Below are 26053 nucleotides of genomic sequence, written 5' to 3'. Positions count from 1 at the left end.
ACTGGTGTGGCCTCATTTTAAGGATAAGCATGAAAACTTTTATTAAAACTAGCCTCGTGGCTTTTTCGTTTGCAGTTCTTGCTGGCTGCCAGAGCCAGGCGGGTAATCCAGCACTTAATCAATGTGCTCAACAAAGTTATCAATGTGAAACCAGCTGTGAGCAGCAAACAACCACCGATAGTCTTAAATCGCAGGTTTGCTCATCAAAATGTATTGAGGCTTACAATCAATGCAAAGTGCAAGCTGAAAACTTAGGTAAAGCAACGAACTAAATAATTTTAAGTAAAACAAAAAAAACCGCTCATTGAGCGGTTTTTTATTATTTACTTTGGTTGCTAGCTGCTTATTTCAGACCTAACTTTTTAAGCTCTAATTCAACTAACTTTGCAGAAAGTGGCACATAACCATCTTTTTCTACAATTTTTTGACCGTCTTGAGAAAGTACCATCTTTAAAAACTCAGCTTCAACTGGGCCAAGTGGCTTATTTGGGTGTTTATTTACATAAACATATAAGAAACGTGACAGTGGGTATTTACCTTGTGCTACGTTTTCAAGCGTGGCATCAACAAAGTTAGTGCCTTTTTTAGATAACGGAACAGTACGCACACCCGATGTTTTATAACCAATGCCAGAGTAACCAATCGCATTTAATGACGCTGAAATTGACTGTACAACAGAAGCCGATCCCGGTTGCTCGTTCACGTTATTGCGGAAATCACCTTTACATAACGCTTTCTTTTTAAAGTAACCGTAAGTACCTGATACTGAGTTACGTCCGTATAATTGCACGTCTTTTGCAGCCCAATCACCTTCTAGACCAACATCACTCCAGCGATTTACTTGCTCTGATGCACCACATTTACGAGTTGATGAGAAAATAGCATCGATTTGATCAATGCGTAGTCCTTCGATTGGGTTATCTTTGTGTACAAATACTGCCAACGCATCAATTGCTACTCGCACTTGTGTTGGTTTGTAGCCATGACGCTTTTCAAATGCTTCAATTTCTTTTGACTTCATTGCACGGCTCATTGGACCTAAATTAGCCGTACCTTCTGTTAGTGCTGGTGGCGCAGTAGACGAACCTGCCGCTTGAATTTGAATATTTACATTTGGATAAATGCGCTTATATTCTTCAGCCCAAAAGGTCATCATGTTGGCTAATGTGTCAGACCCTACCGATGAAAAGTTACCTGATACACCGCTAATTTTTTGATACTCAGGAATACCGTCTTCTAATGCAACCGCTTGTGCAGATACAAATGTTGTAACAGCCACACCCATTGCGGCAACTAAGTTTTTAAATTTCATTTTGGGGTTCTCCAGTTTGTTCGTCCCATTTCCTAACTGCGGTTCACTCTAAAGTGAGTACATGACAATGGTGTGACTCTTAAATGACACTTTTATGACTACTTGTGTTGTTTGCTACTAATGGCGAAATAACGATAAGTCTATCGCTTGAAAACGCGAAAGAAAAACAAGAACCTTTACCCAGCTCGCTGTGAATTTTTAATTGACTACCATGGCGAGTAAGCACATGCTTGGTAATAGCTAAACCTAAGCCTGAGCCACCTGTGGTGCGGCTTCTGGCTTTATCTACTCGATAAAAACGCTCAGTTAACCTGTTAATATGCTCAGGTGCAATACCATCACCATTATCGGTAACACTAAAACATGCTTGTTCATTATTGCGCTGCCAAAGTACCTCAATTTTACCGCCTGGTTTAGTATAATGAATGGCATTAAATACTAAATTTGAAAAGGCACTTCTAAGTTCATCCTCAGCTCCGGTAATATCAAGCGATGCATCAATCTTAAAAATAAGTTGATGGCCTTTGTCTTGATTAATAGATTGCGCTTCTGTTTCAATTAAGTTTAATAATCGTGGCACATTCACCGCTTTGTCATTACTGTGTCGCTTTCCCCCTTCGATGCGCGATAACGACAACAGCTGATTCACCAAGCTATCCATACGCTTACATTGCTCTAGCATAGTAGTTTGTGCTTTATTCCACATTGCAGGCGGGGGAAGTGAATCACTATCGAGCATTTCAAGGTAGCCGGTAACAACAGTTAAAGGGGTTCTAAGCTCATGAGAGACGTTTGCTACAAAGTCTTTACGCATCTGCTCAAGTTGCTTTAAGCGAGTAACATCGCGTACCACTACCAACAACTGTGTATTGGCATAAGGCATCACCCTAAACTCAAGGACTTGCTCAACACTGTGGCCACTTTCAAGCTCCAGAGCATCGCTAAACTCTTTACGACGCATATATTTAGCAAATTTAGGATCGCGAATTAAGTTATCTAAACGCTGACCATGATCAACCGGCCACTGTAACCCTAGCACTTTGAGTGCAAGCTGATTACACCACACAATTGATAAGTCGTTTTGTAGCACAACAACGGCATCGGGCACGGCCTCAGCGCCGTCGCGAAAACGCCGTATTAGTTCTGCCAACTCATTACGCTTCTTACGATTACGGTGCTGCAGTTGGTAAATACCCTCAAATACTTGCTCCCACGACCCTTCCCCTTCAGGCGGGTTAAAGCTGCGTTGATTATGCAGCCAGTCACTTAAGCGATAAAGCTGATGGTAATGCCACAAAAGTAGCGAAAAAGCGCCCAAAAACAACATCAAAAATGGGGCACCAATAAGCACCCCAATTAAAAGCAAAGGTATAAAATAGACAAACAGCCGTTTAGTTAACGCCTGCTTGTTAATAACTCGATACATACACGCTCTTTACCTTATAAACGCTAGCAGATGGTTTGACTATGCTAGGTTAATAGATTGTGACTTACGAAGTAAACTTATAATTTACTCGAAAAGCGATAACCAGCACCGCGAACTGTTTGTACTAAGCGGTCATGCCCAAGCGTAGCAATTGCCTTACGCAAGCGACGAATATGAACATCTACAGTTCTGTCTTCAACATAAACGTTAGTACCCCATACATGATCAAGTAATTGCTCTCGGCTATATACACGCTCAGGGTGGGTCATAAAAAAGTGTAACAGTCTAAACTCCGTTGGCCCCATATCTAGCTCACTGCCACCTGATGTCACACGATGCGAAATAGGATCTAAACGTAAACCATGTACTTCAATGGCCTCTTCAAGTGAGGTAGGAGCAACACGACGAATAACCGCTTTAATACGCGCCATTAACTCTTTAGGTGAAAACGGTTTTGTAACGTAATCATCAGCACCGACTTCTAAACCGCGTATTTTATCTTCTTCTTCGCCGCGGGCTGTCAGCATAATGATAGGAATTTGGCGTGTGTGATCATTTTGTTTGAATTTTTTAGCGATTTGAATTCCACTACCGCCAGGTAGCATCCAATCGAGTAACACCATATCTGGATAAGGTTCAACCATTGCTGATATTGCAGAATCATAATCTTCTGCCTCAATGGCTTGAAACCCATTTTGTTCTAAAACAAAAACCAACATTTCCCTGATAGGTGCTTCGTCATCAACGACTAATACTTTACGTGACATTCCAATTTATCTCTTAGGCTATTGAGTAGGTTTCATTATTATGACTAAGTATGACATTTTTATTAAAGTGTAACGTCTAAATTAAAATGAGTGTAAAAAAAACACAAAATAGTGACAAAAAATAGAATTTGTCATATTTTTATCATCTTGAGCAGTAATAAAAAAGCGGTTTGCAGTAAAAAGAATCAATCATTAAAGTCACTATTTATGGTATCAACATGGGATCATCAAATTACTAACTAGCATTAATTTTCACGCTTAATAATAAAAGTTAGCACCTGCTTAATAGTGTTTAGATCAGGTTTATTATGATCTTAAATGCTGGGATCAGAGTTTTATCAAGCAGATCCCTTTACGGATCACTATTTTACCCACCAACAAAGCTAAACTAATGATTTTTTGTATGTTTTGTGCTCACTCTATATAATGCGTAACACTCAAAAGTTTAAAATACGTCACTTTAAGTCTTTTACTTAGTAAAGTAATGATCCCAGATATGACAAGTTAGTAATCGAGTGATCCCTAATTAATAACTAGGTAAAATACTGATCCCTCATAGATCAAAAAAGCCAGCGCATAGGCAACTGGCTTTTTGAATGAGTGCAATAATATCGCTATTATTGGTCCATTACTTTATTTTTGGGTTTAACTCACCGCTTAAGTATTTAAGGTGCATTTCATCTAATGAAATTGGCTTAATTTTACTTGCTTGGCCAGCAGTACCAAACGCTTCGTAACGAGCGATACAAATATCAGTCATTGCTTGGGTTGCAGCAGCTAAAAACTTACGTGGGTCGAAGTTAGACGGGTTCATCGCTAAATGACGACGAATCGCACCGGTAGACGCTAAACGTAAGTCAGTATCAATGTTTACCTTACGCACACCATATTTAATACCTTCAACGATTTGCTCAACTGGCACGCCGTAAGTTTCTGGAATTTCGCCACCGTATTGGTTGATCACTTCTAACCACTCTTGTGGAACAGAAGACGAACCATGCATTACTAAGTGGGTATTTGGTATACGCGCGTGAATTTCTTTAATACGATCAATTGCTAAAATATCATCGGTTGGTGGACGAGTAAATTTGTAGGCACCGTGTGATGTCCCACAGGCAATAGCCAGCGCATCAACATGGGTTTTATTTACAAAGTCTGCCGCTTCTTCTGGATTTGTTAGCATTTGCTCAGTGGTAAGTTTACCCTCAGCGCCAACACCATCTTCTTCACCCGCTTCACCAGTTTCAAGTGAACCTAATACACCTAGCTCACCCTCTACAGATACGCCACACGCATGCGCCATTTCAACTGTTTTACGTGTTACATCAACGTTGTAATCGTAGCTTGAAGGTGTTTTACCATCGCTCATTAATGAGCCATCCATCATTACTGATGAAAAACCTAGCTGAATTGAACGCTGACATACACCCGGTGATGTACCATGATCCTGATGCATAACCACAGGAATATGTGGCCATTCTTCCACTGCCGCTAAAATCATATGACGAATAAAAGGTGCACCGGCATACGCACGTGCGCCCGCAGAACCTTGTACAATAACTGGGCTGTTTGTTTTATCAGCCGCTTCCATAATTGCACGCATTTGCTCTTGGTTATTTACATTAAACGCGGGTACACCGTAACCATGCTCTGCGGCATGATCAAGAAGTTGTCGCATACTGATTAAAGCCATTGGGTATTCTCCAATTTATCGGTAGTTATTTTACTACCTAGTTTGAACGGATTTGTTAGTTTGGCGCAATCACTGCGCCATGAATTAAAAGGTATATGACCTAAAATTCATATTATTAACGACTAAATAAAAGTGAGAGGTATTTACTCGTTAATTGTAGCAGATGTGGGATTAGCACATCTGCTTTACGGCTAGCTAATACCCTAGGTATTATTTAGCGCGTGATTCTAGCATTGCAACTGCAGGTAGTTTTTTGCCTTCTAAAAACTCTAAGAACGCACCACCACCTGTAGAGATATACGATACTTTATCACTAATGCCATACTTATCAATTGCCGCTAGGGTGTCACCACCACCAGCAATAGAAAATGCGCTTGAATCAGCAATCGCTTTTGCAATAGCGCGAGTGCCATTACCAAATTGATCAAACTCAAACACACCCACTGGGCCATTCCATACAACAGTGCCCGCATTAGCAATAATTTTTGCAAGTTGATTTGCGGTATCAGGGCCAATATCAAAAATCATATCGTCGCTGGTGACTTCACTTACATCTTTAAGTGTGGCTACAGCTGACTCTGAAAACTCATTACCCACAACAACATCTGTCGGTACCGGTATTTCACCATCGTTGGCTTTCGCTGCAGCGCATAAACGATTTGCTTCATCCATTAAATCAGCCTCATAAAGCGACTTACCTACAGGATGACCAGCAGCTGCAATAAAGGTATTGGCAATACCACCGCCGGTAACAAGCTGATCGACAATTTTAGATAACGAATCAAGTACGGTTAATTTAGTTGATACTTTAGAACCACCCACAATCGCCACTAACGGACGGGCTGGGTTATCAAGTGCTTTGCCTAAGGCGTCTAGTTCAGCCGATAATAATGGACCGGCACACGCTACATCAGCAAACAGACCCACACCATGGGTTGACGCTTGTGCGCGATGCGCAGTACCAAAAGCATCCATTACGTAAACATCACATAATGCAGCGAGTTGCTTTGATAAGGCTTCGTCGTCTTTTTTCTCGCCTTTGTTAAAACGTACGTTTTCAAAAACAACCACTTCATTATCTGCAACATCAACGCCGTTTAAGTAATCTTTTTCTAGGCGAACAGTTTGCTCAAGTGCATCATTTAAGTAATCAACAACGGGTGCTAATGAAAATTCGTCTTCGTATTGCCCTTCCGTAGGACGGCCTAGGTGTGACATAACCATCACTTTTGCACCTTTTTCTAGCGCAAGTTTGATAGTAGGTAGTGCAGCACGAATACGTGCGTCTGACGTCACTTTACCTGCTTTAACGGGTACATTTAAATCTTCACGAATTAATACACGCTTGCCGTTTAAATCTAAATCTGCCATTTTTATGACCGACATGAACATCTCCTTAGTTAACGATACTAAACCAATAAATACGTTTTAAATATTACTTAAATGCCATCATAGCACGAGCGGTATCAAGCATGCGATTCGCAAACCCCCACTCATTATCACACCAAACTAGTAATTTTATCAGCCGCTTATGACTAACACGTGTCTGTGTGCCATCAATAATACAAGAATGGGGATCGTGGTTAAAATCAACCGACACCAGCGGCTCTTCGGTGTAACTTAAAATACCCTCAAGCCTATCTTTAGCTTGTGCTTTAAGCGCACTATTAACCGCACTTAAATCTACATCGGTATTTACCGTGACACTTAAATCCATGGCGGTCACATTAATAGTCGGTACACGAACGGCAATGGCCTCAAAGCGGCCTTTAAATTTAGGTAAAATACGGTCGATACCACGGGCTAATTTTGTGTCTACCGGAATAATAGATTGGCTGGCGGCACGAGTTCGGCGTAAATCATGGTGATACGCATCAATCACTTGCTGATCGTTCATTGACGCATGAATAGTTGTAATAGCGCCAGACTCAATACCAAAGGCATCATCGAGTACTTTAATAACAGGAACAACGCAGTTGGTGGTACACGAACCATTAGAGACAATAGTATGCTCGTTTTTCAGCTCATCGTCGTTTATGCCATACACTATGGTGGCATCTACATCATTATCAGCAGGGTGCGAAAACAACACTTTTTTAGCACCTGCGGCAATATGTAACTGTGCATGCTCACGTGAGTGATACACGCCAGTACATTCAAGCACCACGTCAACATCTAGCGTTTGCCACGGTAATTCAACTGGATTTTCTTCACAAAATAACGCAATGGTGTCATCAGCAACGCTGATAGTGTCTTCACCTAGTTTAACTGGAAAAGTAAAACGACCATGAGAGGTGTCGTATTTTAATAAATGGGCAATAGCTTCAGGGTCGGCTAGTTCGTTAATTGCAACAATTTTGATCTCGTCGCTTAAGCCTGATTCGTATAGTGCACGGACAATATTTCGACCAATACGACCAAAACCATTAATTGCAAGTTTGATTGCCATGAAATATAAAATCCACTCTAGTTACGTACAGAGAAAGGCAGCGTCGCCTTTTAGATGGCGGTATTGTAATCGACCTTGCCTGTGATTATAAGAGCCAAGCATTAGAAACTTTAAATTAACGCCATAATCAACACGCAATGCGCTTTTACTTTTAACTCGGCTTTGCGATATTTGCTATTTTAGTTTTAAATCAAACACCACGTTTATTGATGCTTTAACGCTTATTCTTGCACCTAAATATTGCTGCTGCGTAAATGGGTTCTCGTTATTTCTAGCAGCCATGCTATTTCTGTGGCTAGATAAAACAATGTGCTTAACACCGCTCGCGTCGTAATCTGAGCTACTGGAATTTGCACTAATACTATAAACGTTGCCAAGTTCAGCACCAAAAGACTGAGCGAGCTTATTTCCCTTCGCTTTTGCGTTATCAATTGCTAGTTGTGTTGCCTCTGCCTCTAACTGCGTGGCCTTGGAGGATAAACCATTAATTTTTTTGATATTGTCTATTTGTAAGCGTTGAGCAAAATCAATAAATTCATCGACTTTTTTAATATCTTTCAATGTGACTTTAACTGTTTTCAGAGCTAAATAATTATCGCTTAAAGCAATCCCTGATTCTGTACCAACCTTAGTGTATACCTTGCTTTTTAAACCCGATATATGAACATCGCCTTGGCCAAAATCATATTTATCTAATTCTTCAAGTAACACGCTAACTCGGCCATCAAGGTCACGTTTAGCTTCAAGTAATGTATCTTCAATGCTTTTTACTTCAAATATAATTTGAGCCATATCTGGCTCAACTAATACCTCAGCTGTGCCATGTACAGAAATATGACGATTAGTTGGCACGCTTGAATTAGCAAAAGTAATAAGAGGGCATAAGGTAATAAAAATAGCGGTGATAAGTTTCATATTCGTTCCTTGAATTTTTAATAAAATACGCGTTCCCATAATTATACAAACAAGAATAAAAGTAAACTGCATGCAATTAAGCTTAGTGCATACTTTATAGTTGGGTTTCTTATAGTTGGGTTTCGCTGTCCTTAACCAACCTACGTTAGATCCCCTACTTTAAGTTCTTTACCGGCGCCTATTTGATGGCATTGGGCTAATAACAATTCAGCAGTGGCTTGTGCATCGGTAAGCGCATGATGGCAATGATAGCTTGGTAAATCGTAGCGATTACGGCATTCATTTAAGGTTAAATCATCTAATTTTATATCGCTTGCGTGTTGCAGTAAGCGCTTTTTTTCTATTTGTAAGGTATCGATGATCAGCTTAGGCCGCTGGGTGATCCCTGCATTTTTTAGTGCTAACTTTAAAAAGCCCCAGTCGAGCATGGCATTATGAAATACTAAAATGCAGTCACTAAAGTGAGCGCTTAAAGACATTAAAATACTCTGTAGGCTTTGCCCTTGTGCCACCGAGTCAGTACTAATGCCGTGAAAAACAGGGCTTTGCTCTAGACTTTTAACCTCTTTATTAACGATATGCCGCGATTGACTGTTTTTGATACATTGATTCTCAATCAGTACCCAAGCAACCGAGACAATTTCATGTTGTTTAGGATCAAGCCCTGTTAATTCCAAATCAATCACTAAATAACGTTGCTTTAAAGCACTTTGCGCAAGCAAATGGCGACGCTTTAAGTATCGCGTAATAAGCAGCTTAACCATTATTGTTACAAACTCCCACGCGCAAATTTAAACGCCGCGCCTTGCTGCGCTTGTTTTACTAGGTAAAACGCTTCTTTAAGCTGATGACGTTCTAACGAATTGAGTTTGTCTGGGTTAATGCAATTACTAGGTAACCCTTCTTCATTTATTTGCGTGCGCAGCCGAAGCTGAGTTAAAAATCGCCAACAATCTTTTAAATTATAAATATCTTCTTTGCTTAATAGTGAATACTTTAATAAGGCGTCTAATCGCTCTTGGGTGTTAGCACGGCGAATGCCTACTTTTAATGCATAAAGTCGCGCTAGATCGTTAATGATCACCACCCCGCGCTTTTTAAGATCGATGTACTTATGGTGTTGCTCTGTTTTTTCGGTTTTAAAGTTATTGAATAAACCAATCGGCGCACTGTTAGCGTTAACATCGCTGGCCATTGCCGCATAAAAAAGATCGTTGCGAGAAATATGGGTCAACTCTTCACAAAACTGGCTATAGAGTGTGGTTGAGCCTTCAATAAAGCGCAGATCAAAAAAGATTTTACAGTTGAGCATTGCCTGGGGTGTGGGACTGGTGATCCACTTTAAAAACTTCGCCCCCCAATCACTAACACTCATTCGACACGCATCACTGCTAGCCATTATGTTACCAGGACAACGACGAATGCCGCACTCAACTAAGTTTTCACAAACAAATTCGCCCATCTGTTTAAAATATGCGTGCTGTTCATCGTTTAGACCATCAGGTAATAACAAGCCATTATCTTGATCTGAATGCAGTGTTTGCTCTTCGCGCGCTTGAGAGCCAAAACAAATAAAACTAAAACTGGTTGGCGCGGCGCCATGGTGTTGTTGAAATAAAAAAATTAGCCGCGAGGTCAACGCATCGGTTAAACCACTGAGTAACTTTCCGATCAGCGAAATATCATCAATATTATTTGAAAACCCTTTTAATAACTCAGGAATTTCTTTCGCGTAACGTTTTAAATCAGCCACATTATGGGCCTTGTAAATACGACCAATTAGCTGCACTGGGTCGCTTTTTTGTTGGCGTAGTAAGTCTGTACTGGTGATCATTCCTAGCGGTTTGTGGTTTTCGTCAAGCACAGGTAAATGATGAATATTATGCTTAAGCATTAAGTGCAGCGCTGAAAATACGCGGTTATTTTCAAATATAAACTTAGGCTTATTGGTCATAATACTATTAATAGCTTGCGCGGGATCCACTTCATCAGCAAGCACTCGGTTACGTAAATCCCGATCTGTAACTACTCCAACAAGATGCGAATTTTCGGTGATCATCATTGATGAAATCCCATGCTCTTGCATTTTTTTAGCACTATGACGGATGCTGGCATCGGGGGGCAGCGTAATCGCTTTGCGAGTCATGATCTCTGATATTTTACGCTCAGACCAGCTGTCGTTATTACTTTTATAATGTGATGACAGCAATCGATTAGCATGAGCACGAACAAAGTATTGCTCGAATGCTTTATATTCTCGACGTAAGTAATCAAAATCCGTTTGGTCGAGCATATAGACAATGCCCTCTTTTTGTACTTCTAAACTGTTTTGTATTGAATCTCCCGTCAGTAACGAGGGATAACCAAAGTAATCACCTTGAGTTAAACGCGTTACCGTATCGCCTTGAGCATCCACTAAATCGTATAACCCGGAACGAATTAAAAATAATTTAGGCTGTTCACTGTTAAGCCATTGCGTTTGGTTTTCTCGGGTCAAATAAATACTATCGAGATGGTTAACAAAATAACTGCAGGCACTGTCCTGTAACATTGAAAATGGTGCTTGCTTGTTAATAAACTGCGCGACTTCCTGTTGCTCACTACTCATAAATCATCCTCAATAAAAAAGCGACTTAACCTGAAATATGGTTATTTAATATAGCGATTATTTAATGTAGTCATTATTTAAACAAATAAAAAGCCCGACTTAAGTCGGGCTTTGATGCGTTATATCATTAGATATATGGATTAGTGAGCATGCGCTTCACTAGACCCTTTAGGATTACGAATACCTTCAACCATTTCTTGAATTTCAACTGGTGTCGGTTGAGTCATTTTCATAACACCTGCAGCTACTGCAAAGTTAATGATCATGCCTACTAAACCAATCCCTTCAGGTGAAATACCTAAGAACCAATTTTCTGGGCTATTAAGCTCTGGACTCACAAACTTGAAGTAGATGATGTATGCAGCAGTAAAGGTGATACCCGTTACCATGCCTGCAATTGCACCATGTTTATTCATTGATTTAGAGAAAATCCCCATAATAATTGCAGGGAAGAAGCTCGCCGCCGCTAAGCCGAAGGCAAAGGCAACAACCGAGGCCACAAATCCTGGCGGGTTAATCCCAAAGTAAGCGGATATTACAATAGCAATCATCGCTGCCAACCTCGCTGCAAGTAATTCTTGCTTGTCGGTTATATCCGGTTTGAGTGTCCGTTTAAGTAAATCGTGCGATACTGAGGTTGAAATAACCAATAGTAAGCCCGCTGTAGTCGATAGCGCCGCGGCAATACCACCTGCTGCAACGAGTGCAATAACCCAGGCTGGTAAGTCGGCTATTTCAGGATTCGCTAGTACCATAATATCGCGGTCAACATTTACTTCGTTTGCGCTATTAGGGTCAGTGATTTTACCTGATGTGTAGAACATTTTGCCGTCACCATTTTTATCATTAAAGGTGATTAGGCCTGTGCGTTCCCAGTTTTTGATCCAAGCTGGTGCCTCTGCATACGCTGTACCGCTTCCGTCTTTACCATTTATTGTGTCAATCATGTTTACACGGGCAAACGAAGCTACTGCGGGTGCTGTTGTGTAAACAATAGCAATAAACACCAGTGTCCACGCTGCTGAAATACGTGTGTCTTTTACGCGAGGAACAGTGAAAAAGCGAACAATTACGTGTGGTAAACCGGCTGTACCCACCATAAGAGCACCTGTGATTGCAAATACATCAATTATGCTCTTAGAACCTTCAGTGTATTGGCCAAAACCAAGCTCAGCACTTAAACCGTCAAGTTTATCCAATACATACATTCCAGAGCCATCACTTAGCGTGGCACCAAAACCAGTTTGTGGGAAAAAGTGACCTGTTGCCATCATAGAGATGAAAATAGCCGGTACTAAATAAGCAAACACTAGTACACAGTACTGCGCAACTTGCGTGTAAGTAATACCTTTCATGCCACCAAGTACGGCATAGAAGAAAACAATGATCATACCGATGTACACACCGGTTTCAATTTCAACTTCTAAGAAACGAGAGAACACTACACCAACACCACGCATTTGACCCGCAATGTAAGTAAAACAAATAAAGATGGCACATAAAATAGCCACTAAACGCGCTGTACGTGAGTAGTAACGGTCACCGATAAAATCTGGCACGGTAAACTTGCCGAATTTACGTAAGTAAGGCGCTAAACACATAGCCAGTAGTACATAACCACCGGTCCACCCCATTAAGTAAACACTTCCGTCGTAACCCGCAAACGAGATAATACCCGCCATTGAAATGAATGACGCAGCACTCATCCAATCAGCAGCAGTTGCCATACCATTGGCTAGTGGAGGTACACCGCCACCAGCAACGTAGAATTCATTTGTTGACCCAGCACGAGCCCAAATTGCAATACCGATATAAAGCGCAAAGCTTAAACCGACAATTATAAATGTGAGTATTTGAACATCCATTGATTAGCTCCTATTCGTCTACGCCATATTTTTTATCTAACGTATTCATTTTGAAAACGTACACAAAAATCAAAGCCACAAAGGTATAAATCGCGCCTTGCTGGGCGAACCAGAAGCCAAGTTTAAACCCAAAAAAACGTACTTCATTAAGTACATCAACCAGTAATATGCCAAAGCCAAAAGAGACCACAAACCATACTGCTAATAATTTAAACAGTAATGAAATGTTTTCTGCCCAATAAGCTTTTGCTTGTTCTTCATTTTTAAAAGCCATTTTTATTTTCCCCTTTAAACATCACGATTGTGATGGGTGGTTTTTTATATTCGTTAACCAATTTAGCAATGCAATTCAAATATTGAATTGCGACAATAGTCGTAACAACATATTAACGTTTTCGTAAACTGCGCATGATCAATTAGCAAACAACTCATGAACCACTTAAATTTCAGTAGCTTAATAGATTTTTATTGCTCAAGTTTTTAGCCAAATTAAAACAAACCGTGGGAATAAGACATTAGTCTAACTAAATAGACAAAAACAAATTAACCCTTAAATATCATAGCTTTATTTTATTTATAGATAACATAAACAAAATGTATACCCCCTACTTTATTTGCAGCTAGGTATTGTTAATAAGCAAACTCCAACTGGCGCTCGCATCTTGAAATAGTTTGGGTATAGTTATGACAAATTATAAAAACACTCTACGAGGTTAAATAAACATGACAGCTGTACTACTCATTGTTGCCTTTGGCTACATAGGCGTACTGTTTTGGCTGGCAAATTGGGGTGATAAGACCACCCCACTTGCCAAGCGTATTAGTCATCACCCATTTGTGTATTCATTTGCATTGGGAATTTATTGTACTTCGTGGACTTACTATGGCTCGGTAGGTACCGCTGCTACTAGTAGTTGGAGCTTTTTGCCTATTTTATTAGGACCCGCCTTACTGTTTTTTTTCGGCCAAGGCTTTTTACGTAAACTGGTATTGGTGAGTAAAAAACAAAATATCACCACTATTGCCGACTTTATTTCAGCGCGTTACGGCAAACGCCAAACCACTGCAATTATGGTAACCATTATTGCCTTATTGGCCACTATTCCTTACATTGCATTGCAATTAAAAGCGCTTAGTTCTAGCTTTTTACTTTTGCAAAGTAGTAATCAAATATCTGGGGATATTTTGGCGTTATCAGCCACTTTAATGATGGCACTATTTGCTATATTTTTTGGCACGCGCAAAGTTGATGTAACCGAGTACCGCTCAGGCTTAATGCTTGCTGTGGCGTTTGAGTCGCTAATAAAGCTGTTTGCTCTGGCTGCTGTAGCAGGGCTTGCAATATATAGCTTATTTAATTTACCCGCAGAAAGTTCTGGCCAAGTCGCCGAGTCAATTTGGCTGCATTGGGCGCAGTTTGACTTTTTTAGCTTTAACTTTGTAGGTCAGTCGCTGATGGCGGCGGCCGCTATTATTTGTTTGCCACGGCAATTTCATGTCACCGTGGTTGATAACCAAGATAAGCGCCATTTATTTACTGCTCGCTGGGCTTTTCCATTGTACTTGTTATTGACCGCTGCAATGATTTTACCTATAGCCACCGCTGCTATTCATCCAGAAATTGGTCGTAGTTTATCACCTGACAGCTTTGTACTGGCACTGCCTATGCTGCACGATAACGCTTTTTTAACCACCTTTGTGTTTATAGGTGGGCTTTCTGCTGCCACAGCCATGATTGTTGTTGCAACGCTTACGCTAAGCACCATGATCTCCAACGACGTGGTGCTACCCTTAATGTTGCGTCGTAAATTTAAACGTAATTTAATCACCAGCAGCTATAAATCCCGCATTTTATTGGTGCGCCGCTTTACCATTGCTGGGGTGCTTATTTTAGCCTACTTCTATCAGCAATGGTTTGGTAGTGGCAGTGCGCTGGCCAGTATGGGGTTAGTGGCTTTCTCATTGGTGTCGCAATTATTGCCTGCTATTGTGGGTGGGTTATATTGGCGAAAAGGCCATGCTTATGGTGTTTATGCCGGGCTACTCGCAGGGGTCATTTGTTGGGTGCTATTTTTGATGCTACCTATTTTAGAAGCCCCTAACCCACTAGACAGTGAGCTACAGCAAACGCTTATAACTAGAGGCACCTTAATCGCGTTGTTTGCTAATATTGGCTGTTACATTAGCTTTTCACTAGGAGCTGAAGAGCGCTTAATTGATAAAATTCAAGCAGCGGCATTTGTTAATCCCAAAGATCAGGCCATTTTATCTCGTCGCTTAAATAAAAACGTAAAAGCCACGGTATACGACTTTAAAATTTTACTGCAAACCTTTTTAGGCATTCAGCGTAGCCAACAAATTTTATCGCATTACGCACTTCATCATGATTTAAACGACAACAACGCACACCCTCGCGCTGATTTTATTGCCTACTGCGAACGCGCACTAACTGGTGTATTGGGTGCTTCCTCTGCGCAAGCACTTATTCATACAGTATCATCTGGGAAACGCATGGCGTTTGAAGAAGTGGTAAACTTTTTTGATGAAACCACACAGGCACTGCAGTTTAATCAAAACTTATTATTTACTTCACTAGAAAACTTAAGCCACGGACTCTCTGTGGTAGATAAAGATCTCAACCTCGTTGCTTGGAATAAGCGCTACAGCGAAATGTTTAATTACCCTGAAGGTTTTTTACAAGTTGGCCAGCCAATTGAAGAAATAATCCGTTATAACGCAGAGCGCGGTGAATGCGGCCCCGGTGAAATCGAGCGCCATGTTGATAAGCGTGTTCAGCATTTAAAAAATGGCAGTTCACATCACTTTATTCGCCATCGTCGTAATGGCCAAGTTTACGAAATGATAGGCAACCCATTGCCTGATGGGGGGTTTGTAACAAGCTTTTCTGATATTACCAATCATATTAGTACGCAAAATGCGCTCGAAGAAATCAATATGGACTTAGAAAACCGTATTGAAGCGCGTACCCAAGAGGTGCAAACCATTAATAGTAACCTGCAAGCACAAATCGATAGTCGCGTACAAACAGAGCAAGCACTTACTTTAGCCAAGCGCGAAGCTGAGCAAGCGAATGATAGTAAAACCCGCTTTTTAGCACTGGCTAGCCATGATATTTTACAGCCGCTCAATGCGGCACGATTATATCTCGCCGCCATTGATGAAACTCAGTTAGATAGCACCAATAAAAATAACTTTAATAAGCTAGGTGATAGCCTCGATTCCACCGTGCATTTAATGTCGGCTTTATTAGAAATTGCCAAGCTAGAGCAAGGGGCGATGACCCCAAGTCCTCGTCACTTTTGCATTGATGATATTTTAGATCCCCTTAAAAGCGAATATGCGATTTTATCGAGCGATAAAGGACTTTCATTTAAAGTGCGTTCAAATAAACAAATAGTACACAGCGACATTACTTACTTGCGCCGAATACTACAAAACTTGCTGTCTAATGCGATTAAATACACCGAAAATGGCCGTGTATTAATTGCTTGTAGAAACAGAAAACACAGTTTACGGATTGAAGTATGGGATACCGGCCCTGGCATTAGCGATATTGAACAAGCAAAAATATTTAACGACTTTTACCGAATTGAAGCGGGCGATAATAAAGGCGTTGGCTTAGGTTTAGGGGTGGTTAAACGTATGGCTGATTTATTGAGCTTGCCGATTGATGTGGTTTCATTACCTAATAAAGGCAGCCGATTTAGCATTGAAGTGCCTTATGGTGATGCGCAATTAGTACAACAAAAACAAACCAGTCAAAATATAGTCGACAACCGCGCCGCGATAAATATTATTGCCGTTGACGACGATCCTGAAAACCTTGCCGCCATGGCCAGCCTACTGAAGCGCTGGCAGGCAAATTACACTCTATTCGATAAAGTAGACGCGGTGTTAACTTATGCAAAAGAACAGAGAGCACCTGATGTTATTTTAATGGACTATCAATTAGGTAATGATTGGGATGGGATTACTGTAATTAAAGCACTACGCGAGATTTGGCAAAGCGATATTCCGGCTATTTTAATTACCGCTGTGCGTGACACTGAGCTAAAACAAACCACCAAAGCCGAAAATATTCATTACCTGAGTAAGCCAGTAAAACCAGGCAAACTTAAAGCACTGCTGAATCACAGTACTTGACGATTAATAAGAGTTTAAGCCCAGTAAGTACTGGGCTTAAACTTAACTATGACTGCGCTTTCTGAGTTTTTGAAACAACCAACTAAGTCCTACCAGCGACAACCCTAAACCAGTGAAGGACAATGCTTTTAGAAGTCCCGTTAAGTTTGCCATATCAATTAAAAATACCTTAACAATTACAGTGCTAAGAATACCTAAACCAACATTTTGCAGTAACCGTTGCTGTTTTAAATGCCCGGCTATCACCACCAGTGCGCCGAGTAACAACCAAATAACCGAATAGCTATATAGTTCGGCATCACTGGTTGCTTTATCAAGATAAATGAAGCCACCTTGCCAATATTGGCGGATCAAGGTATTGATAGCTAACAGGGCTAATAAACCAGACACTCCGAGTGTAATTTGACTCAATTTAGCATTTAACGATTTAACTAAACTCGCTAACCATAACGCCAGTAGGCTCGGTACCAACCAAATTAAAATCACCCAGTTAAATATTGGCGTTTCACCAACATAAAAACGCATTAATAACGGATTATTATCCAGCGTTGTATTGATTAATAACAAGCCAGCTAACGCTGATAAAATCAAACCTGCAGTGCGGTATAACTTACCCAGCTGCCCAGCACTTTGCGCGCGATATAAATAAACGCAGCCTAAAGCAAGCAAGTTACAACTGAGCAAAACTTGCTCATAAAAACTTAAAGAAAACAGCTGAGGGTAGTGCCCTACCAGTTGATAACTGGTTTCGGTTGTCACAAATAACGCTAAACAATGCAGTGCTGCTCCTTCAAGCCATATTTTTAGTTTTGAAGTATTAAAACATTTAGCCGCTGCAAAAAATAACCCTATACACAGCGGGTAAACAACTAAGCTCCAATGCAAACCAAATATGCTTAGTTCATCATAACTAGGCGTCCACGGCGATAAGGTAAGGCGTAAAAGTAATGCTGCCACCAGCGCTTTTATTGGCCAGTGTGGCATAGCCACATTGTATTTTTTTATCAGTAAGCTCAGCAGTAATACTTGAACAGCCAGTGCAATGGTAAGGCCGCTATCACTCAGTAACATTGTAATTGCTAAGGTGATATTGGCGTTTGCCCCCACCCAATAACTAAAACGCTGCCATAAAGTTGTATTATTTTGTGTAAATTTAATTAACACCGCACTCATTAAACATAGCAATACCGCCCAAAGTGGATAAGCGGTTGCTAAAGCCGTATTTGGGATCAGCGCATACAAAGTGCCCACCAATACAAACACGCTTAATGAAGCAAGCAAATGAAAAGCTAATCGTTTTGGGTATTTATTACCAAAATAGAGTCCATAGCCACTTAACCCAAGAGCAAGTAATAAGCCTAGCCCGTATTCGTTTTTAAAAATGAATAACGCGTCATCAAAGGCATAAGTTTGTTTAGCACTGACCACTAATAACAGTGCAATTAATAAAGAGACAGCCTGCCATGCATCCCAACGACTATTTTTTAACACTAAAAATAGGAGTAAAGCGATGCTTAATAGCGCGACTATTTGCCATTGTATATTAAACACACTCAACAGCATGGCAACCATTAAAGGCGCAATAAAGGCCAGTAACAAACCATGATCTGGAAATAAATTAACTAACCGTTTAAAGCTGTGCGGGCGTACTTCAAGGGTTTTAAAGGTTAACCCTAAGCGTGCAATAGCGATTAATCCTAAAATACTTAACAACGCAAAAGCGCCTATTAACCACACTGTGTCGTAGGTAAATAAAGTGAGTCCAACCAAATACCAGCCAATATGCCCTGCCCATAATAAATACCACAGCCAAACACGCTGTACTTTATGTGCCACTATTGCCGCAGCAACACTCACAAGGGCAACATAAATAAGTAAAGAAAATAATTGCCCACTGCCCGTATTTACCCAAACAGGGACACTGTATGCGCCTATAATGCCTATTACAGCAAGTAAAGGGCCTAGCTTTATTGCCATTGCACTAGCACACACAGCAATAACTGCTAAGCCAATAAATGCCCACTCAGCACTTAGCATGCTAAAGCTGTTATAGGCCAAAAACATTAAGGCAAAACAAGTCATAAAGCCGCCACTGGCAAGGGCTGCAGGAATGTAATTATTAAAGCCTTCAAAAACGATACGTTTATAATGTAAATAATACGCTGCTGCGATTAAGCCAATGCCAAATAATCCACCGGCACTGAGCCTCATTGCAGGTGAAAGTAGCCCCGCCTCTAAACTGTATTTTGCTAAAAACACGCCACCTAAAGCCAAAGCAATAGCACCAATCCAGGTCATCCAATTTTTCTCGAAGCCTGCACGTAATTGTTTAAAAAGCAGTTCAATATTCGATGGTTTTTTAGTTATCGTTTTACGAGGTGGTGGAGGTTTAATGCTCGCTGGTTTATTAACAGCAGCAGGAATATCTGAGCGGTTTGGAGGTATTGCGTTATCTACTTGAGGGTCAGCGGAGGATTTTTCATTTTTTGCTGCATTTGAGTTTAACTCGAACTGTAATAGTTTTAGTTTTAATACTGCAACCTCTTGTTTAAGGGTGTTCAATTGCACTAAGGCCACTAATCCACAAATAGCCCCTGCAACAATCGCAATAGATACAATAATTGCTAATCCGATTAACTCATCCATACAGTCCCTTTTTTATCTCGCAACACAAGTCCCCAAAAACAGCATGAGCGAAATCTATTTTATAAAATTACTATGTTTAAGCAACCTCAAGGCGATCACGGCCTGCTTTTTTGGCTCGGTATAATGCCTGATCTGCACGTTTCATTACATTGTCAAAGGTCTGTTCGCTACTGCGGTGCGCAATACCTATACTAACCGTTAAAGAGCGTTGGTTTTGTACTGTAACAGTTCGAGCAGTCTCTAGAATAGTCTGCGCAAAGTTAAGCACTTCATCAAGCTCATAACTAGGCAGGTAAGCGGCGAACTCCTCACCGCCTATGCGAGCAAAAATATTTTCATTTTTAAAAAGATGGTTCACTTTATTTGCGAACTGTTTAAGCACCCGATCGCCCACATCATGGCCAAAATCGTCATTAATACGTTTGAAATGATCAATATCTATAATTAAAATAGTGTAAGGATTATTAACAACCTCCTTCACATGCTGATAAAAACAGCGTCGGTTATATACTTTAGTTAAATCATCTATAATAAATTCTTGCGCCAAACGGGTATGCATTCGCTGCATAAAGTGCATGGTTTTAAATAAACCATAAGCGGTAATTAACATACCTAATGTGCGACATAAATCTTCAATGTAGTTGCTTATCCAATAAGGCTGGCGTATCACTTCATCAAGCACATCGGCAGTAGAGCCTACAATCCATAACATTAAACCGATACTGACATACAAGTAGGCTTTTTTAGCTAGCTGTGAGCATTGCACCACAAAGAAAATAGTAAAAATGACCACTAAGTTAATAAAGTCAGTGGTAAAGCCGTAGAGATTTTGCTTGAAATCCAATAAAGGAAAGCGCATTAACGAAAAAATTGAAAAGCCAATAATAAACGCCAGCGTAGCTAAAATTAACAGTTTGTTTAATCTGGTAATTTTTACAAAACGGCTGAGCTTGAGGCTCACTTTTTCCGGACTCATCATAGGCTGTATTTAAACTTATTATTGTTGCTAAAAACTATACCATAAACTAAAACTGATTAATTTAAATTAATGTGCTAACACCCCAGCCAATTGCAACTAAAATAGTTAACCCAATCATGGTCTTAGTTTTGTGCTTGCTGATAATACGCTCAGCTTGATTGCCCGCATAATACACCACGATTGCCAAACCGAAATAACGTATAGAGCGAGCAATAGCGCTTGCTAATAAAAACAGCGCCAGCGAATACTTAGTTGCGCCAGCGGCCAGCATCGCAATTTGAAACGGAATAGGAACGATACCTAGGCTTAACACAAACCAAAATCCTTGTGCCTGCATTTTTTGTTTTACATTTTCAAACTGCTCAGGGCTTGAGAATGTGTTGATAACCCAATCGCCAATAATATCAAATAAGTAATAGCCTAAAGCATAGCCAAATAACGCACCTACAATACAGCCAAGTGTTGCCATAAGGGCAATTTGCCAAAGCTTTTCCCGCCTTGCTTGCATAAGTGGTACCAGCACTGCCTCAAGTGGAATGGGAACTATGGTGGATTCTAAAAATGAGGCGATAGTAATCCCACCCAGCATATTTTTAGACTCAATAAACTGACGTGTTTTTTGCTTGAGCTTTTTTTGTATAGCCATAAACGTCCTGTTAGCAATTAGGTAAGTGATTAAATCATCTCATAATTAGGTTAATGCTACCTGAAGAAATACAGTCAACATAGTAATCAGTAAAAGACTGCTTTATTATCTTTATATACCATTATACTTTTAAAATTTTCACAATATGCAAACTGCTCGCTACATTCCTTTTAGAAAACACGACATCATTACAATGTGCGCCAAAGAGCTTACCAAAGATCAACAAACTTCTTTTAAGCAGCTTTGTGAACTTTTAGCCAGTTTAATTCACTTTCAGTACCATGGCACACTTGAGTCATTAAAAAACAATTACGCGCCTTTTGATCCAAATAGCGATACTCGTTTAATAAACAGCGTGACTGATGAGCAAAAAGCCCAGTGCCAACGCGATTTTGCTAAAGATTTCGCCAACGTATTAAATGCGGCTAATTTTGAAGTGATCACCCATCAAGACCTACAAGATGCATTAAACGAAGAATCGCTTTTTAAAGTTCGCCTTGAGGTAGAGTTTGAGGATTTTGAAGAAGTGGTTTTTTATCGCCGTGGCGAGTCACAGCTGAGCGAAACCATAACCAGTTTTTGGGGGTTACGTAAAAAGCCACTGCATTTTACCAACTACGATCGCGTAGCAGTATTTATCCGTTTTAAAGATAAAGCCTATTTTGAATCAAAAAATAAACTACCTATGGGGTTTGAGCCCAGCTCAACCATAGTAAAACTATTTCAAAATGTGCCAAAAGCTGACTTAGAAATGCTATTTCCTAATAGCGAAGTACGCATGCGCCCTATTGATAAAGTGATTATTGGCTCATCGGCACTTATTGGCGGTGCGGTAGTATTAGTTACCAAACTGGGCGCCTCATTACTTTTACTGTTTGCTTTGTTTACATTTTGGGGAGGGTTTAGTGATAAAGCCGTTACCATGACTCAGCAGCACTTTATTACGTTAGCCATTGGTATTGGAGTATTTGGCAGTTTTGTGTTTAAAGAGTGGAGTAAATTTAAAAACCGTAAAATTAAATTTATGAAAGCGCTGAGCGATAATCTTTACTTTAAAAACCTTGATAACAACGCCGGTGTTTTTCATACCCTTATAGACGCCGCCGAAGAAGAAGACATTAAAGAAGCCCTACTGGCCTACACGTTTTTACTAAAATCAGAAAGTGGCGTAAGTGCTCACGCACTTGATGAGCAGATAGAGACGTGGTTTAAAAGCAAGTACCAATGCGAGCTAGATTTTGAAATTAGCGACGCGCTTGAAAAGCTTGAACGTATGCATTTAGTAACTTGCACAAACACCCTATATAACGCGGTAAATCTAGAGCGCGCAAAAGCCATATTAGATGAGCGCTGGGATAGCCTATTTCAATATAACTAAGCAACTCCTTACTTAACAAAAAAGCAGCTGACACTTCAGCTGCTTTTTACGTTATTACCTAATTTAGGCTGTTTGCTGCTTTTTAAATTTTGCATGCACTAATTTATAAAGTGCTGGTAAAATTAACAATGTGAGCAAAGTGGATGACATAATTCCACCTACCACCACGGTTGCCAAAGGCCGTTGTATTTCAGCGCCGGTACCGGTATTTAGCGCCATAGGTATAAAGCCTAAACTAGCCACAAGCGCGGTCATTAGCACTGGGCGTAGTCGCTGTAATGCCCCACTATGTATTGCATGGTATAAGCTTAACCCCTCATTTCGTAACTGCTTAATAAACGACAGCATCACCACACCGTTTAATACCGCAACTCCACTTAGCGCAATAAACCCCACACCCGCTGAAATAGAAAGCGGCATATCTCGTAGCAATAATGCCAATACCCCACCAGTCAGTGCCAGTGGTACACCACTGAATATAATGAGTGAATCACGCAGCGATCCAAAAGCACTATAAAGTAAGCCAAAAATAAGCAATAAAGTCACAGGCACTACCAACGACAACCGTTTACTCGCCGATTGTAATTGCTCAAACGTACCGCCGTATTCAAGCCAATAACCGCTGGGTAGATTAAGTTGTGCGTTCATAGTCGCTTGGGCATCTCTTACAAAACTGGCTAAATCGCGTCCTGTTACATTCGCTGTTACTACCACATTGCGCTTGCCGCTTTCGCGATTTATTTGATTAGGGCCTTTTTCAATACTAATTGTAGCCACTTCTCCAAGCGGTACAAATGCAAGCTCAGGGTTACTACTTTTAGGTAACGCAATAGGTAAACGCGCAAGCACAGAGATATCATCAGACCAACGCTTATCTAAGCGTACTAATAACGAAAAGCGCTTATCGCCCTCATAAATTAGCCCTGTTTGCACCCCACCAACAGCAGCGGCAAGGGTTTGTTGAATGTCGTTTACGGTTAATCCTAATAGCGCCATATGATCTCGCATTGGGGTAACAGACAGTGTAGGCAAGCCCTCCATTTGCTCTAAACGAACATCAGTAGCACCGGTAATATTTCGCATTAAACCAGTGGCTTTTTCGCCAAACTGTTTAAGTGTGGCTAAATCGTCACCGTAAATACGCAGCGCTACATCGGCACGCACACCGGCAATTAACTCGTTAAAGCGCATTTCTATAGGCTGGGTAAATTCATAGTTATTACCCGGTACCTCATTCACACGATGACGAATTTGCTGCACTAAAGCGTCTTTACTTAGTGACGGATCTGGCCATTGCTCACGCGGCTTTAACATTAAAAAAGTGTCGGCAACATTAGGTGGCATAGGATCGCTGGCTACATCCGCGGTGCCAATCTTTGAAAATACGTTTGCAATTTCAGGTTGCTCTAATAAAGCCTGCTCCAACTGCTTTTGCATTTGCACCGATTGTTCAATACCGGTGCCAGTAATACGCAGCGCATGCATTGCAATGTCACCTTCATCTAGCTGCGGTAAGAATTCGGCGCCCATATTTTTAACTTTAAAGCCAAGCACTAATACCAAAACAGTAGCAATACTCACCATCACCCACGGTAATTTAAGCGATAAGTTAAGCAGTGGCTTGTAGATTTTTTTAACGCCACGCATTACTACGTTTTCGCTTTCATCTACTTTACCACGCACAAATACGGCAATAGCCGCCGGCACAAAGGTGACAGCAAAAATAAGTGCACCTATTAACGCGGCAACCACGGTAAACGCCATAGGCTGAAACATTTTGCCCTCAACACCACTGAGCGCAAATAGCGGTAAATACACCAACATAATAATTAAAATACCAAATACTGCGGGGCTAAACACTTCTTTGGTGGCTGAAGTTACAACCTCTAAACGCTCACTGAGCGTAAGTAAGCGACCATGTTTATGTTGAGCCATCCCTAATTGACGAAGGCAGTTTTCAACCACAATCACCGCGCCATCAACAATTAATCCAAAATCGATTGCACCTAAGCTCATTAAGTTACCCGAGACTCGATTGCCCACCATGCCTGTAATAGCAAATAGCATACTCAGCGGAATAACCATGGCGGTAATAAGCGCACCAGTGATATTCCCAAGCAATAACAACAGAATGACGATGACCAATACCGCACCTTCAAACAGGTTTTTTTGTACTGTGGCGATGGTTTTATCAACCAGATTGGTGCGGTCATAAACAGGCTCAATAATAACCCCTGCAGGTAAACTTTTTTGTACTTGTATAAGCTTATCAGCCATGGCTTTGGCAACCACACGGCTATTTTCACCAATTAGCATCATCGCCGTGCCTAATACGGTTTCCTCGCCATTATAAGTAGCCGCGCCAGTTCTGAGTTCTTTTCCTAAGTATACATTTGCCACGTCTTTAATTCGTACAGGAGCATCATCACGCTTAGCAATAACGGTGTTTGCTATATCCGCTAATGTTTTTAATTGCCCAGGGGAGCGCACTAAATATTGGCCGTCAAAGCGCTCTATATAACCGGCTCCGCGATTGCTGTTATTAAGCTCAAGTGCACTAATAACATCGTTGATTGTTACCTTATAAGCGATGAGCTTTTCTGGTATGGGCGCAACTTGGTACTGGCGCTCAAAGCCACCTTGGCTATTTATTTCGGTTACGCCTTTTACTTTTAAAAGCTGCGGACGAATAACCCAGTCTTGTAAAGTACGTAAATCTTCGGCGCTGTAAGGCATACCATCACTTTTTAACGCATCGGGTTTTGCATGCACGCTATAGGTAAATATTTCACCTAAACCACTGGCAATAGGTCCAAGGTTTGGCTCAACATTATTAGGTAAATCGGCGCGAATACTTTGAATACGCTCACCAATTTGTTGACGCGCCCAATAAATATCGGTGCCTTCATCAAAAATAATGGTTACTTGAGAAAGCCCATAGCGAGAAAGCGAACGGGTATAATCAAGCTTAGGAATACCCGCCATCGCTGTTTCGACTAAGTAAGTGATACGCTGCTCAACTTCAAGCGGCGTAAAACCAGGCGCTTTAGAGTTAATTTGCACTTGTACATTGGTAATATCGGGTACAGCATCTACCGCTAAGTTTTGGATGTTATACACACCAAACCCAGCAAATAAAAATGTCAGTGCCAGTACCATCATGCGGCGTTTAACCGCAAAAGAAACAATCCAGTTAATCATGGTA

Annotated in this window: 18 protein-coding genes; 3 read left to right on the top strand and 15 right to left on the bottom strand. The window is 40.8% G+C overall.

Annotated features, from left to right (window positions below):
- The first annotated feature begins 29 nt into the window (after positions 1-29).
- Positions 30-272 carry a hypothetical protein gene (locus AN392_RS13190; protein WP_055012978.1) on the top strand — a complete coding sequence of 81 codons (243 nt, stop codon included), beginning with the start codon at positions 30-32 and terminating at the stop codon, positions 270-272.
- A gap of 71 nt (positions 273-343) precedes the next feature.
- Here the strand turns inward: AN392_RS13190 and AN392_RS13185 are convergent, their stop codons facing one another.
- From AN392_RS13185 to AN392_RS13135, 11 genes are all read right to left on the bottom strand, one after another.
- Positions 344-1312, bottom strand: a complete 969-nt coding sequence (locus AN392_RS13185) for a PstS family phosphate ABC transporter substrate-binding protein (protein WP_010387635.1) — start codon at positions 1310-1312, stop codon at positions 344-346.
- Between the two features lie 79 nt (positions 1313-1391).
- Positions 1392-2738 (bottom strand): phosphate regulon sensor histidine kinase PhoR, encoded by a 1347-nt coding sequence (gene phoR, locus AN392_RS13180; protein WP_055012977.1) that lies wholly within the window; start codon positions 2736-2738, stop codon positions 1392-1394.
- Positions 2739-2815: 77 nt separating this feature from the next.
- Positions 2816-3505, bottom strand: a complete 690-nt coding sequence (gene phoB / locus AN392_RS13175; protein ID WP_055012976.1) for a phosphate regulon transcriptional regulator PhoB — start codon at positions 3503-3505, stop codon at positions 2816-2818.
- Between the two features lie 628 nt (positions 3506-4133).
- Positions 4134-5198: a class II fructose-bisphosphate aldolase gene (gene fba / locus AN392_RS13170; RefSeq protein WP_008111197.1), complete on the bottom strand. Its 1065-nt coding sequence runs from the start codon at positions 5196-5198 to the stop codon at positions 4134-4136.
- 210 nt (positions 5199-5408) lie between these two features.
- A complete protein-coding gene (locus AN392_RS13165) occupies positions 5409-6584 on the bottom strand; it encodes a phosphoglycerate kinase (protein ID WP_054201849.1) in 1176 nt (391 codons plus the stop codon).
- A gap of 49 nt (positions 6585-6633) precedes the next feature.
- Positions 6634-7647 (bottom strand): erythrose-4-phosphate dehydrogenase, encoded by a 1014-nt coding sequence (gene epd / locus AN392_RS13160; RefSeq protein ID WP_010387623.1) that lies wholly within the window; start codon positions 7645-7647, stop codon positions 6634-6636.
- A gap of 174 nt (positions 7648-7821) precedes the next feature.
- Entirely contained in the window at positions 7822-8562 is a 741-nt protein-coding gene (locus AN392_RS13155) for an SIMPL domain-containing protein (protein ID WP_055012975.1), read from the bottom strand.
- A 140-nt stretch (positions 8563-8702) separates the two neighbouring features.
- The gene (locus AN392_RS13150) at positions 8703-9326 is read right to left on the bottom strand and encodes a 3'-5' exonuclease (protein ID WP_055012974.1); all 624 of its coding nucleotides are present in this window, start codon (positions 9324-9326) and stop codon (positions 8703-8705) included.
- A 5-nt stretch (positions 9327-9331) separates the two neighbouring features.
- Positions 9332-11170 carry a DUF294 nucleotidyltransferase-like domain-containing protein gene (locus AN392_RS13145; RefSeq protein ID WP_010387614.1) on the bottom strand — a complete coding sequence of 613 codons (1839 nt, stop codon included), beginning with the start codon at positions 11168-11170 and terminating at the stop codon, positions 9332-9334.
- 140 nt (positions 11171-11310) lie between these two features.
- Positions 11311-13035, bottom strand: a complete 1725-nt coding sequence (locus tag AN392_RS13140; protein WP_055012973.1) for a sodium:solute symporter family protein — start codon at positions 13033-13035, stop codon at positions 11311-11313.
- Positions 13036-13045: 10 nt separating this feature from the next.
- Positions 13046-13309: a DUF4212 domain-containing protein gene (locus AN392_RS13135; protein WP_008464847.1), complete on the bottom strand. Its 264-nt coding sequence runs from the start codon at positions 13307-13309 to the stop codon at positions 13046-13048.
- A 449-nt stretch (positions 13310-13758) separates the two neighbouring features.
- On the opposite strand from AN392_RS13135, the gene AN392_RS13130 reads away from it, so the two are divergent.
- A complete protein-coding gene (locus AN392_RS13130; protein ID WP_055012972.1) occupies positions 13759-17199 on the top strand; it encodes a PAS-domain containing protein in 3441 nt (1146 codons plus the stop codon).
- Positions 17200-17241: 42 nt separating this feature from the next.
- On the opposite strand, the gene AN392_RS13125 is transcribed toward AN392_RS13130, so the two are convergent.
- The 3 genes from AN392_RS13125 to AN392_RS13115 form a co-directional block, all read right to left on the bottom strand.
- Entirely contained in the window at positions 17242-19845 is a 2604-nt protein-coding gene (locus AN392_RS13125) for a DUF2339 domain-containing protein (RefSeq protein WP_055012971.1), read from the bottom strand.
- Between the two features lie 76 nt (positions 19846-19921).
- Positions 19922-20821, bottom strand: a complete 900-nt coding sequence (locus tag AN392_RS13120) for a GGDEF domain-containing protein (protein WP_055012970.1) — start codon at positions 20819-20821, stop codon at positions 19922-19924.
- A gap of 64 nt (positions 20822-20885) precedes the next feature.
- Positions 20886-21470, bottom strand: a complete 585-nt coding sequence (locus AN392_RS13115) for a YqaA family protein (protein WP_010387603.1) — start codon at positions 21468-21470, stop codon at positions 20886-20888.
- 145 nt (positions 21471-21615) lie between these two features.
- Here AN392_RS13115 and AN392_RS13110 point away from each other — a divergent pair, with 145 nt between their 5' ends.
- Positions 21616-22848: a TMEM143 family protein gene (locus AN392_RS13110; RefSeq protein WP_055012969.1), complete on the top strand. Its 1233-nt coding sequence runs from the start codon at positions 21616-21618 to the stop codon at positions 22846-22848.
- 63 nt (positions 22849-22911) lie between these two features.
- Here AN392_RS13110 and AN392_RS13105 read toward each other — a convergent pair whose 3' ends face one another.
- Positions 22912-26049 carry an efflux RND transporter permease subunit gene (locus tag AN392_RS13105; protein ID WP_055012968.1) on the bottom strand — a complete coding sequence of 1046 codons (3138 nt, stop codon included), beginning with the start codon at positions 26047-26049 and terminating at the stop codon, positions 22912-22914.
- Positions 26050-26053 lie beyond the last annotated feature (4 nt).

It is taken from the genome of Pseudoalteromonas sp. P1-16-1b (assembly GCF_001401785.1).
GTDB classification, from domain to species: Bacteria; Pseudomonadota; Gammaproteobacteria; order Enterobacterales; family Alteromonadaceae; genus Pseudoalteromonas; species Pseudoalteromonas undina.
This window is presented reverse-complemented; position numbering and strand designations above follow the sequence as displayed.